A 12,838-nucleotide genomic window follows, 5' to 3' on the forward strand; every position below is an offset into this window, starting at 1 on the left:
ATGAATTTGTTTCTAATAGTTTGCGCTACACTGTACAAAGTAGCACTAAAGAAGGAAGGTGATTCAAGAATGGCGACAAAAACTTACACAACGTTAGCTCCACAAGAATTGTGGAAATATTTAGAAGCGTATAGTAAGTTACAAAATGTCATTCGTGAAGACCTGAAAAACCGTCTATTGTCTGGAGATAAAGCAGCCAGCTTAGTCAAGGAATTTCAGCCAAAATATCATATCAATAAGCGTCAGATTAACTCTATACGTATTGAAGTTGAAGGTGCGATTGCTTCTGCAAAAGAATGCAAAGAGCGACACACCAAAATCCTTGAAGCACAGATTAAGTCGGCAAAAGAATACGTCAAGTCTCAAGAGAAAAGAGTTGCGGACTACCGCAAAGCCAAGAATTCTAAAAAGTCCAAGTCTTCTCATCTTAAAGATGCTTGTAGTCTCCGTTCAAAGCAGCATGGGTGTTCTACCCTGCTACAAGACGCAAAGTTTGGTATTCATCAAAAGAAACGTCGAATTCATCTATTAGAAAATAAACTTAAGCACGTTAAAGACAGCCCCTTAATTGTCAGGATTGGAGGCAACACCAATAACTTCACGTTAATAGGTTCAAAAGATGAGACTAATGGAAATCAAATATCTCAGCTTTCGTCTGAGGGGTTGCTAAAAATTCGTGTTCCGACTGCGCTAGAAGCTAGATTTGGGAAATATGTAATAGCTTCAGGAGTTAACTTCCCTTATGGGCAAGAAGATATTAATTATGCCATTAGCAACAGTGCCGTAAGTTTTAGGTTTTACTACAAGAAACAGAGATGGTATATTGCTGTGTCTGTTAACGTTCAAGATGTTCCCATTCAAAGCAGAAACAGATGGCAATCTGGCTGTATTGGAGTAGACCTAAACCCATCAGTTATTGGTTGGACGTATGTTGATGCTTACGGCAACTTAAAAGACAAGGGACAATTTCAGCTGAATTTACATAGTAAAACTACGACTCAAATAGAAACTATCCTGAGTGATGTTGCCGCTCAGCTAGTGTTGATTGCCGAATCTTTTGAAGTTCCTTTAGTATTGGAGAATTTAGATTTCTGTGCTAAGAAAAACCAGCTTCGGGAAAAAGGTAAACGTTATGCAAGGATGCTTTCTGGCTTCGCTTATGCAAAGTGGCAAGAAATTATTGAAAGACGTTGTGCCACCAGAGGCGTTGAACTAATAAAAGTCAATCCTGCTTACAGCAGTTTAATTGGAATAGCAAAATTTATGCGGCAGCATGGATTAAGTTCCGATACTGCCGCAGCAATGGCTCTAGCGCGTAGAGCTATGTTTTTCTCCGAGCGTGTTCCTCTCAGAACCGCCTATCTGAATTCAGCAGACCGTCGATATGATGGACTGCTCGATGCCAGAAAGCACGTCTGGGCGCACTGGAACATTCTCTCTCAAAAACTCAAGCAGTTGTGTCTACGGCGGCATGAGTTTTATCAAACCGGGATTAACAGTCCACTCGTGGTCATGCTATCTAATTTGGTTCCGACTGAATTTGATAGCAAGCCAAAAGGCACTTCGAGAACTAGGCGAAAATCCTAGCGGTAATCGTATCTTAACTGTTCGAGATACGTCCTGTCCAACTTGGGCTAGGTTTTAATGAACGGTTGGTCGAGCTTGTGTATTTTTGCGTATGCTCTAAACTCATCGATCTCCTTCATTCCTCGACTTCCTCCCAGCAATTATTTTTTCTGCAAATCTTGTAATATAAAGCAGTGCAATATCACTAGCTCTTCAATCCAGAGACTCCAATGACTTCACCAGCAGCATCTATAACCATGTGGACTCCCCTGCGCCAACCGATTTTTCGCGCTCTTTGGATTGCATCGGCAGTATCAAGCATTGGCACTTGGATGCATGACGTAGGAGCAGCATGGCTGATGACTTCTCTTGCTCCCAATTCACCTTTGCTAGTGGCACTGATGCAGGCAGCAGCTAGCTTGCCGTTTTTTTTGTTGGCTTTACCCGCAGGCGCGATCGCAGATGTTGTGGATCGCCGCAAAATGTTACTGTGGACCCAAAGCTGGATGCTAGCAGCCGCTACTTTGTTGGGCGTGCTAACAGTTGCTAAAATCACAACCCCTTGGGTACTTTTGTTACTTACCTTTGCCTTAAGTATTGGCAGTGCAATGAATATGCCTGTATGGCAGGCAATAACTCCAGAACTCGTACCTAAGGAGGAACTTTCCCAAGCTGTGACGCTTAGTGGTATAGTTGTTAACCTTTCACGCTCTGTCGGTCCGGCTTTAGCGGGGATAGTAATTGCAGCAGCAGGAACGGGCTTTGTTTTCTTGCTGAATGCAGTTTCTTTTGTTGGAGTCATACTTGTTATTTCTCAATGGCAGCGCACGCCTCAAAAAAGCGGCTTGCCAACAGAACGTTTTATAGGAGCAATGCAAGCGGGAATACGCTACATTCGCTATGCCCCCGTGTTTCAAGCTGTATTGTTTAGAACAGTTGCCTATATTTTCTTTGCAAGTGCTTTGTTTGCCTTACTCCCTTTACTCGGGCGTCAAGAGTTAAAGCTGGATGCGTTGGGATACGGTATTATTCTTGGCTTTTGGGGTATCGGGGGATTGGCAGGAGCTTTTCTTTTACCAAAATTGCGGCAGCAGTTTGCTATTGATAAATTGGTGGCAGTTTCGTCTGTATTAATGGGGGGAATGATGCTGGCGATCGCATTTTTCCGCAGCGTTCCTCTCGTTTGTATTGTGATGCTCCTTGTAGGAATTGCATCCTTAAGTGTTATGGTCAGTTTGAATGTATCTGCACAAACAGCAGTTCCTTCCTGGGTACGTGCAAGAGCATTATCCGTACAGTTGCTTGTGTTTCAGGGCTGTATGGTATTGGGCAGTCTTTTATGGGGTACATTAGCACAATATATTGGCATTTCAAATTCCCTAGCCATTGCTGCTTTAGGATTAATCCTGTCTGTTGCCTTAACAGTGAAATTTCGCCTTCATTGTGCTGAGAAATTGAACTTGCAGGCATCTTTGCATTGGGATGAGCCAACTCATGCCTTTGAACCCTGTCCAAATGATGGTCCGGTGTTAATCTCAATAGAGTATTGTATCGATCCTGCAAATGCTGAAGAGTTTGCTAAGGCAGTACAAGCACTTGGTAAGATCCGTTTGCGTGATGGTGCCATTCAGTGGGGGGTGTATCAAGATTTATCCCAGCCTTCGCGGTTTGTAGAAACCTCAATAGTTGAATCGTGGGCAGAACACAAACGGCAATTTGAGAGAGTCACAATGCAAGATAAGGTGACTGAGGAACGAGTTCTCGCTTTTCACATTGGTGAAGCACCGCCAAAGATCGCTCAGATGATTTACGCTAACTACACTGATGCTAGAGGTTTCCGACAACCTTGTTAATTAAAGATTGGCTGGAAAAAACCTCACCACTTTTGATATAAATTGCCTCTGACTGGTTAGCTTTACTCGCTAGTATAGTTATGTCAGTGCTAAGGCACTATACTATATGATAACGTAAAAAAACTTAACAATGGTAGAACGTCCAATTAAGAAATCAGAACGTCAGTCTAACACCAACACTGACAACAATTCGGAAGATTTAGATTCTACACCTCCTGTTGAATCAAATCCTAAAAGCATAAAACGCAATAGCGATCGCAGAGCAGATTCTTCAGAACGTCGCTCTTCGGGTAGAGGCAAAAAGTCATACGGTAATGAATCCAAGCCACCAGTTAACCCTGCTCTAGCACGCGGTCCGAAACCCGTCAAGGCAAAACCTAATGTCGTTGTAGAACCTGAAGTTGAAGCGGAATCTGTTTCTGAAGAGGCTCAAGACCAAGCAACAGCAAGTTAACAGGAAACCAACGCATATTGAGTGTGTAGAAAATTTTTAAATTTTCTACACATTATTTTCATCCCAATGTGGTACAATAGTACCAGTGCCATCACAACTCCCACCATCGTTGGTGGGTTTTTCTATTTCCATCATAGTACCTTTATAACTGCCACGCCCGAACTGGTGCAAACTCCTCATAGGTCGTTGCATTCAAAGATAGCACTGGTGTGTGGGACAAGGGAGACAAGGGAGACAAGGAAGAAAGTACGATGTGTGAACGCAACTTGGTATCAAATAGGGTTTTCTTCAGTTTCTCGAGCGTAACGCCCCATTAATTCCGCTTTATCAATGACAGACCCCTCAATTGCGTCTAACAGCTGTTCCTTATCAGCCCCCGGTGGTAAATCAAGCCATTTGTTGAGTGCAAAAAGTCTAAAAAAGTAGCGATGAGCACCATGTTGACTCGGCGGACACGGTCCTCCATAACCAAGTTCACCAAAACTGTTTTTCCCTTGCAAGCTTCCATGGGGGATTTTAGGTTGCTTACCACCAACATCTTCTGGAAAATCGCGGCTGTCGGGAGGAATATTGTAGACCAACCAATGAGTAAATGTTTCATTGGGTGCATCGGGGTCATCTACAATCAAAGCAAAACTTTTCGTTCCTTGAGGTGGATCTTCCCACTGCACGGGAGGTGAAATATTATCACCGTCGCAAGTGTATTTAAAGGGAATGGTATTACCAATAAAAAAGGCTGGGCTTCTTATTTCCATTTTGTTTTAAAACTTATTTTAATAAATAAATAAAACATACCAATTAGATATTTTTATTCTAAAAAAATTAGTCATTGGCTAATAAAAGAGTGTATGAGGCTCATGTTAGTAAAAAGAGAAAAAATATTTTAATTAAGTTATAAGAGCCTCATTCTCCATACCAGACCAAAATTATTGGTGATTACCACCAAACTCTATTACCATCTTCATCAACTCGTGCTTGTCGGATAACATCAGAAATTTCATCTGCATCTTTTACGTGGTGAAGAGCTTTCTTTTCACCATCTGGTTCATCAACAACAAAGTAAGTGGGAACTGTAATGTGGTCGCCCGTAATGTCTGGTGAATCTACAGCAACTTGTTGCGCTTTTTCTTCAACTGTTTGAGGTTTATCAGCAATGACATCACCTGGATTTGCAGTTAAATTTCTTTCTTTAGGTGTTGGCTCTTCTTGAGCATGCCAATCTTGGCTGACGGGTTGTCTGATTTCACGATCCGATCGCTCACTCATGATTTTGTCCTTTAGCTTCAAAACTTTACACTGACTAGAATTACTCTAGACAATTAAAATATCGAGGGGATCTTTCGACAGAAAGACTTTCTGGGTTAACCAGAGACTGGTAACCAATGACCGATGACCAACGACGGTTGACAAAAAAGAGGAAATATGTTATTTTTTTATGCCATAAGTAAAAAAATCAATTAAAATAGCAAACGTGAATATAACTCCATCCCGTAAAAAGCCGCGTGTCGTCTCATGGCAGGCGGTTTTCTCTTTGTGTATGTTCGTTTTTATGTACCTTCCCATACTGGTACTGGCTTTCTATAGCTTCAACCAATCTCCCTACAGTGCAACGTGGCAAGGTTTCACTTTGGATTGGTATCACAAACTTTTCCACGATGAGCGTATTTTGTCAGCTTTACAAAATAGTTTGATAGTTGCACTTACCGCCGTAGGTATTTCTGCTATATTAGGAACTTTGATGGCAGTGGGTTTGGGACGCTATCGGTTTCCTGGTAAAACACTCTATCGTGGGGTGGCTTATCTGCCTTTGATTATCCCTGATATTGCGATCGCAGTTGCCACTTTAGTCTTCCTTGCTGCCTTTGCAATTCCCCTCAGTATATGGACAATTGTGGCAGCTCATGTGGTATTTTGTCTTGCCTACATTAGTCTTGTTGTATCATCTCGACTAACCAACCTAGATCCCCATTTAGAAGAAGCAGCACTCGATTTAGGTGCAACACCCGTACAAGCCTTTATAAAAGTATTATTACCCCAACTGATGCCAGGTATTATTGCTGGTTGCTTGCTTGCTTTCATCCTAAGCTTAGATGATTTTCTCATCGCTAGCTTTACTGCAGGTAGCGGTTCTAACACTCTACCAATAGAAATCTTTGGCCGTATTAGAACGGGAGTTAAGCCAGATATCAATGCCCTCAGCGTAATTTTGATAGTCGTTTCTGCTTTGATTGCATTGGTAGCCGAATTAATTCGCGCTTCTAGCGATAAAAAATAAATTTCTTCATCTGTCACTGGTCGCTGTTAAATGTTCAGTGTTAACTGTTAAATTTTTTTGTGCTTATTATTATCGATCTAACAGAAATTTGTAAGCTTACATCTACGTCTTGTTGACTTGATATTGATAAATTCCTGATTTATAAATTTTTAACTGTATATAAACAAAGACAGAAAATTTTCTTTATCTGTATCATACCAAAGTGACAGTGATAACAGGTGGAAAACTTCTGTATGCAGAGATACGTATGTGTCTTCAACCTCGCTCAGTAAGAGCCAATCCCGGACAATATGCGATACATGGCTCACTATGCAAATTTGCCAAAATCCCCATTGCTCAAATCCCTTCAATCCTGATGGCAATAGATTTTGTAACAGTTGCGGACAAAGCAACTTTGGCAACTTCCTCAGGAACCGTTACCGTGTATTAAGACTGCTAGGCGAAGGCGGTTTTAGCAGAACCTATGCTACTGAAGATGCAGATAGGCTTGATGCACCATGCGTCATCAAGCAATTCTTCCCACAGGTACAGGGGACTTCGGAACGTACTAAAGCAGCAGAATTGTTCAAGCAAGAAGCAAAACGACTGTACGAACTCGGAGAAAATCACATCCAAATTCCTCGATTGCTTGCTTATTTTGAACAAGGTTCTAGTTTGTATCTCGTGCAAGAATTTATCCAAGGGAAAACTCTCTTACAAGAACTTCAGCAACAACCTTTTGGTGAAGAACAAATTCGAGAACTGTTACTAGATATACTACCAGTTCTCGAATTTATCCACGAACGGAACGTCATTCATCGGGATATCAAACCAGAAAATATCATCCGCCGACAATCAGATAAGAGACTCGTACTCATTGACTTTGGTGGTGCAAAACAGGTTACCCAAACTAGCCTATCCAGACAAGCCACAGTGCTTTATACAATTGGTTATGCACCTAGCGAACAAATGGCTGGGTTTGCCTGTCACGCCAGCGATTTGTACTCTTTAGGTGTAACTTGCGTCCGGCTTCTCACTCAGTGTTTACCAATACAAGATGCTTGCGGACAGATAGATGATACTCTTTACGATCCCTTAAATGGAGTGTGGCTGTGGCGAGAGCATTTACAAAATACAGATATTACTATTAGTGATGAATTAGGGCAAATTTTAGATAAATTACTGAGTCATTTGGCAAGAGATAGATATCAATCTGCTACAGAAGTTCTGCAAGATGTGAAAGCTCTAAAAGCACCTGCGAAACAATCAATTTTATTAACGCCACAACTCGTACAACTATCGCCTCAAGAAAAGCAATTTACAATGATTACCTCTGATTTAAAAGATTTTTCCGAGTTTTCCGAACTACAGACTTTTCAATTTGATGTGGTCACAGTTGATAAGGAAGGAAATAAGATTAAGAGCGATCGCAGAAGTTCAAAGTTTTACACAGAAGATTTAGGTCAAGAAATTATCATGCCCATGGTGGCAATCCCTAGTGGTAATTTTATGATGGGTTCTCCAGAGGATGAGGGAGATGCTGACGAACGCCCGCAACACGAAGTCAATATCAAACCTTTTTTTATGGGAAAATTTCCCGTCACTCAAGCACATTGGAAAGCTGTAGCCGCTTTGCCAAAAATTAAACAATCTTTAAATCCCAACCCGTCTAAATTCAAAGGAGCAAACCGACCTGTTGAAAATGTTTCTTGGCATGAAGCTATTGAATTCTGTGCTAGACTCACGGAAAAAACAGGACGGTTTTATCGTTTACCCAGTGAAGCTGAGTGGGAATATGCTTGTCGTGCTCGAACAATTACCCCCTACCACTTTGGTGAAACCCTCACGTCTGAAGTGGCAAACTGTAGCCCTAGTGATGCTGACGCTTCCAAACTCACAACCAAATCGCGCAAAGAAACAACAGTCGTAGGAAATTTCCAAGTGGCAAATGCCTTTGGATTGTACGATATGCACGGGCTTGTTTGGGAATGGTGTGCTGACGCTTGGCACAAAAATTATGAAGGCGCACCAACAGATGGAACGGCTTGGGAAGTTGGTGGAGATGAAAATCGTCGAGTCTTGCGGGGTGGTTCTTGGAGTTTTAGCCCCGAACTGTGTCGCAGCGCCAGTCGCAGTTGGAATGAACCGGATGGTGGACTGAGGATTTGCGGTTTTCGAGTTGTTGCAACTTGGTAATTTTGGATTTTGAATTTGTTTTCATAGTAGATCGCGATCGCACTGCAAGCAGCAAACAAATTTTAATACACACAACCGTTCCTCTATGCTACATTGTAGTATTGAGGGTTAGTTCTAACTGGAAGAACGCTTCAAACTTCATTGAAGAAGTTGTGGGTTCAATTCCCGCACCCTCCACCACGGACCTACGGTGGACACAGATCTCTAGAACAAAGCCAAAATCGTCGTAGATCCCCCTAAATCCCCCGATAAATTGGGGGAATTTAAGAGTTTTTCGCCCCCCTTGTTAAGGGGGGTTAGGGGGGATCGAAACCTCAAGAACGCACTTTAGAAGACTTGTGTACACCACCGGAGCCAACACTGACGGGGGTTGTAGCTCAATGGAAGAGCAGGAGTCTTCCAGACTCCAGGCTGGGGGTTCAAGTCCTCCCAATCTCCACATCAATAATATTGACTTAATCATGAACATTCCGCCAGAAGAAGTGGAAATTTGTCTCAAGGTTTTGCAGCAAATATCAGAAGAGCCAACCCTCATAGATTCCCACCTTCGCTTTAAAAGTTTGATTGCCAAAATCTACAAAAATGCTAAGAAAGAATCGCGCCGTGCTATTCAGCAACAGCAAAAGGAGGAAACTCAAAAGATAAAAGCAATGACAGCAATGGTGCAAAGCCAACGCCAAGAGCAACCAGTTGCAGTTTTGCCGAATTCTGGAGCTATCCAAAGCAAGCTTGTCAAGCCCAATCATTGCTACATTTGCAAGCAACCTTACACTGAAATTCATTCCTTCTATCATATGTTGTGTCCGGCTTGTGCTGAACTCAACTACCGCAAGCGCAGCCAACAGACGGATTTAACAAATCGCGTGGCGTTAGTCACGGGCGGTCGGATTAAAATCGGCTATCAAATAGCGTTACGAATGCTACGTGATGGTGCTAGAGTCATTATCACAACACGGTTCCCCCGTGACTGTGCTCGCCGCTTTAGTCTTGAACCGGATTTTACTCAATGGCGATCGCACCTCCAAATTCATGGGTTAGATTTACGGCAAATAGGGAGTGTGGAAGCATTTGTAGGCTATCTTCTTGACACTGAAAGAACGCTGGATATTATCATCAACAATGCGGCACAAACAATTAAGCGTCCGTTGGCATTTTATCAGCATCTTTTATCACAAGAAAATAATCCTCAAGAAATTTTATCTGGTGAAGCCAATGGTTTAATAACTTCTAAACCTGACTCTATTTTATTAGAAACTCAACCGCAATATCCGGGTCACTTACTCACAAGCAATCTATATTTTCCAGCCAATACATTTGATGCTGACGGACAGCAACTAGATACTCGCCCGGTCAATAGTTGGCTGCTCAAGCTAGATGAAGTCAGCACGGTAGAAATGCTAGAAGTCCATTTAGTGAACGTTGTTGCACCTTTTATTTTAAATAGCAAACTCAAGTCACTGTTAATAAAATCCCCGTTTCAAAGACGCTTTATTATTAATGTTTCAGCTATGGAGGGACAATTTAACCGCCTTCACAAAACAAAATATCATCCGCATACAAATATGGCAAAAGCTGCTTTAAATATGATGACTCGCACATCAGCACAAGATTATGCTCGGGATGGAATTTTTATGAACAGTGTAGACACTGGCTGGATTACTGATGAAAATCCTTATACAAAGAAAACCTATTTACAAGAAACTAGAGGTTTTTATACACCTTTGGATGTTGTTGATGGGATGGCAAGGATTTACGATCCCATTGTACAAGGAATAGAAAACTCTGAAGAGCCTTTGTTTGGTCATTTCCTAAAAGATTATGTCCCATACTCTTGGTAATTATAAAAAGGTTTTTATGAACGAACAGCATATTATTCACTGCCCGATTAATAGTGTAAGCGCTACATCACCTGATGTTCTAGCAAGAATTGCACCATTAATTGAGCATCTTAAATCAAATATGCCCGTTGCTGATACAAAAACTTTTCCATGTGGTACAGCAATACCAGATGGGCGGTTGGATTTGTGCAAACAAGGTCTTGGCATTACAGGATGTCAAATGGTAACGGATGCACTGATTGATAATAGTACAGTCATTAGTTTTCTCTTAGGTACGAATGGTATTGGCAATATTGGTGCTGCGAGTGTAGCGAAGTTGATCGAACAAAACGATCGCATAGAAATTGTGTACTTGGGTTGCAATCGGATTGACGAGACTGGTATTGCAAAACTCACTGCGGCTCTGACTTGCAATACATCTGTCACGGGACTTTGGCTGAAGCGAAATCCCATTGGCGATCGGGGGGCGTGTTATCTTGCCGAAATGCTGTGTCACAATCAAAGCATCCGTACCTTGGATCTCGTCAATACTCAACTGAGTTACGAAGGATTGGCTGCAATTGTTCATGTTCTCATCCATAAAAACCGTACAGTTGAGCGTTTGTATTTGGGAGGTAATGAAATTGATGCTAAAGGAGCAAAATTACTTGCGACTTTGCTCTCAAGCAATCCAAATATTAAAGCACTGCTACTGAATGTGAATCATTTGGGGGATTGCGGTGCGATCGCATTAGCTGAAGCTTTGCACCAAAATCAGACGCTTGTTGAACTGGGTGTTGCAAGTAACAGTATTGCGCCCAAGGGTGGAGTCCCCTTGATAGAAGCGATTCAAAAACATCCCTTATTAATAAATGTTGATTTTGGCTACAGCCCATCAACACGGGTGTTAGGTGCTGTAGGTAATTCATTAGGCGATATTGGAGCTCAAGCCATTGGTAAGCTTTTCAGACAAAATCAAACTTTACTCAAACTGAGTTTGCAAGGGAACCAGATGACTGAAAGCGGGAAACTTTTGCTTATTGCAGGATTGGAGCAGAATAAAACACTCCGCCAACTGCTACTTGATGGGCGACAGGATGCGCGGATAACAGCCCTACTTCAGCGCAATCAAAATTTTGATTCATCAAATACTCTAGCTGTTACCCGCGATGTTGCCTTAATTCGTAGCGTTTATCGGTAATAAATCTTAATCGCGAACGGTCAATTTTCCACTGTAGATTTTTTGCAGGGTATCCATTTTATTGTAACCCAAGTCTTTAGCTTTTTGTGTCATTTGATCTCTTAAATCTTTCATACCGTTATAGTGGTAAGCTATAGCTAGATTAGCTGCAATAACTGGTTCTTTTTTTTCTAAATCGTAAGCTTTCTTTGCATATTCTAGAGCTTGTTTATCCTTCTTTTGCTTGAGGGCTATTACTGACATACTAGTATATGCTTGAGCGTAATTAGGATTAATAGCTAGGGACTTTTGATAGTAAGACAGGGCTGCATCATAATTTTTTCTTTTTCTTTGCAAAACTCCCATTCCCGTCAATGCTTCAAATCGTTTGGGATTAAGTTTTAAGGCTTTGTTATAAGCAATTTCTGCATTTTTATCGTCATTTAAATTTCCATAAGCATTACCGAGAATAGTCCAAGCTAAATCATCATTTGGTTTTGCGTCTAGATAGACTTTAAGTTTAGAAACAGCTGTTTGGAAATCGCCCTGCTGATAAAATTTGCTAATATTTCGCAAGCTATCAGGAGTTGCTTTATTTGCAGGATTACTGGAAATTTGAAGAGGTAAATTGACTTTATAAGAATTAACTTTTGATAAGGCTAATGCTTTAGAAGCAGTCGAGAAATTACTTTGAAAACTAAATAATACGAGTAAAGTTGCGATCGGTAAAAGTTGATTTTTCATTATAAAACTCCAAACTGTCTCGTTAATTTCTTTTAAATTAGGAAATATAATACATATAATAACCAATACATTTTACTAATGTCATCCTAGTATTTTTACGGTTATTCCAGACGATACCCGAGCAATTTGTCAATTGCGTATACAGAGAATAATTACTGTTTTTTCACAAATTTGCCTCAAATTTTGTTATTCGTGCTGTGGTAATTACTATTTTTAATCTGTCACTCTAAAAGTAGTATTGTCCGGTTAAGCCAATATGTCTTTAAAGAAATGGTTAAGATTTCAAAATTTTTTAATTAAGTACAGTCTACTAATCGGCGGTTTTTTAACTATAATCTTTTGGTACAGTCTCAGTGCATCAGAATTCACATCTATATCTAAAGCTTGTGCTTGTGCTAATCCCTCGACAAGAATTCCACAAGACTTGAGAACTGTTGATGTGTTGATTCAAGAATATGCCAAGAGCCATGGAGGATTATTTCCTACCTATGATGAATTGAAAAGATTTTTAGGAATAGAGTTAGAACTCGATATTGCTCAGCAGTTAACATCGGAAGTAGACTTCCCAAGACGGAATTTTCAATTTATTCCTACCGCTCGAGATGATGGCAAAATAGGTTATGCAGTTGCTCACGACAAACGCCAATATGTGTTACTAGGAATTGGGAAAGTTTATAAATTGAAAAAAATTTACTTTTGGGGTTTGGAAGTCAAGAAAGAGTACATGGGTGATGAATTCACTGTATTTCATTCAAATAAAAAACCTTTGTAGGA

Annotated in this window: 12 protein-coding genes and 1 tRNA gene; 9 read left to right on the forward strand and 4 right to left on the reverse strand. The window is 40.9% G+C overall.

Going from position 1 to position 12,838, the window contains the following annotated elements:
- The first annotated feature begins 69 nt into the window (after window positions 1-69).
- From AB0756_RS08480 to AB0756_RS08490, 3 genes are all read left to right on the forward strand, one after another.
- Entirely contained in the window at window positions 70-1,587 is a 1,518-nt protein-coding gene (locus AB0756_RS08480; RefSeq protein ID WP_050046427.1) for an IS200/IS605 family accessory protein TnpB-related protein, read from the forward strand.
- 209 nt (window positions 1,588-1,796) lie between these two features.
- Entirely contained in the window at window positions 1,797-3,419 is a 1,623-nt protein-coding gene (locus tag AB0756_RS08485) for an MFS transporter (RefSeq protein ID WP_237265832.1), read from the forward strand.
- A gap of 130 nt (window positions 3,420-3,549) precedes the next feature.
- Entirely contained in the window at window positions 3,550-3,873 is a 324-nt protein-coding gene (locus tag AB0756_RS08490; protein WP_038084295.1) for a hypothetical protein, read from the forward strand.
- A 45-nt stretch (window positions 3,874-3,918) separates the two neighbouring features.
- On the opposite strand, the gene AB0756_RS08495 is transcribed toward AB0756_RS08490, so the two are convergent.
- The 3 genes from AB0756_RS08495 to AB0756_RS08505 form a co-directional block, all read right to left on the reverse strand.
- Complete coding sequence (locus tag AB0756_RS08495; RefSeq protein ID WP_153021536.1) at window positions 3,919-4,065, reverse strand: hypothetical protein; 147 nt, start codon at window positions 4,063-4,065, stop codon at window positions 3,919-3,921.
- Window positions 4,066-4,145: 80 nt separating this feature from the next.
- A complete protein-coding gene (locus AB0756_RS08500) occupies window positions 4,146-4,628 on the reverse strand; it encodes a YbhB/YbcL family Raf kinase inhibitor-like protein (RefSeq protein WP_038084293.1) in 483 nt (160 codons plus the stop codon).
- A gap of 181 nt (window positions 4,629-4,809) precedes the next feature.
- Window positions 4,810-5,139: a hypothetical protein gene (locus AB0756_RS08505; protein WP_038084291.1), complete on the reverse strand. Its 330-nt coding sequence runs from the start codon at window positions 5,137-5,139 to the stop codon at window positions 4,810-4,812.
- A 271-nt stretch (window positions 5,140-5,410) separates the two neighbouring features.
- Between AB0756_RS08505 and AB0756_RS08510 the strand changes: the two genes are divergently transcribed.
- From AB0756_RS08510 to AB0756_RS08530, 5 genes are all read left to right on the forward strand, one after another.
- Entirely contained in the window at window positions 5,411-6,148 is a 738-nt protein-coding gene (locus AB0756_RS08510) for an ABC transporter permease (protein WP_408019786.1), read from the forward strand.
- A 309-nt stretch (window positions 6,149-6,457) separates the two neighbouring features.
- On the forward strand, window positions 6,458-8,323 hold the full coding sequence (locus AB0756_RS08515) for a bifunctional serine/threonine-protein kinase/formylglycine-generating enzyme family protein (RefSeq protein ID WP_038084289.1): 1,866 nt from the start codon (window positions 6,458-6,460) through the stop codon (window positions 8,321-8,323).
- Between the two features lie 366 nt (window positions 8,324-8,689).
- Window positions 8,690-8,762 (forward strand) — tRNA-Gly (locus AB0756_RS08520).
- A gap of 22 nt (window positions 8,763-8,784) precedes the next feature.
- Window positions 8,785-10,161, forward strand: coding sequence for an SDR family NAD(P)-dependent oxidoreductase (locus AB0756_RS08525; protein WP_038084287.1), 1,377 nt, complete (start codon window positions 8,785-8,787; stop codon window positions 10,159-10,161).
- 16 nt (window positions 10,162-10,177) lie between these two features.
- Window positions 10,178-11,341, forward strand: coding sequence for a leucine-rich repeat domain-containing protein (locus tag AB0756_RS08530; RefSeq protein WP_038084284.1), 1,164 nt, complete (start codon window positions 10,178-10,180; stop codon window positions 11,339-11,341).
- A 6-nt stretch (window positions 11,342-11,347) separates the two neighbouring features.
- Here AB0756_RS08530 and AB0756_RS08535 read toward each other — a convergent pair whose 3' ends face one another.
- The gene (locus AB0756_RS08535) at window positions 11,348-12,064 is read right to left on the reverse strand and encodes a tetratricopeptide repeat protein (protein WP_038084282.1); all 717 of its coding nucleotides are present in this window, start codon (window positions 12,062-12,064) and stop codon (window positions 11,348-11,350) included.
- Window positions 12,065-12,320: 256 nt separating this feature from the next.
- Here AB0756_RS08535 and AB0756_RS08540 point away from each other — a divergent pair, with 256 nt between their 5' ends.
- Window positions 12,321-12,836, forward strand: a complete 516-nt coding sequence (locus tag AB0756_RS08540) for a hypothetical protein (protein ID WP_050046430.1) — start codon at window positions 12,321-12,323, stop codon at window positions 12,834-12,836.
- The last annotated feature ends 2 nt before the right edge of the window (window positions 12,837-12,838 follow it).

This window comes from Tolypothrix campylonemoides VB511288_2 (assembly GCF_045999855.1).
In the GTDB taxonomy this organism is placed as follows: Bacteria; Cyanobacteriota; Cyanobacteriia; order Cyanobacteriales; family Nostocaceae; genus Scytonema; species Scytonema bouteillei_A.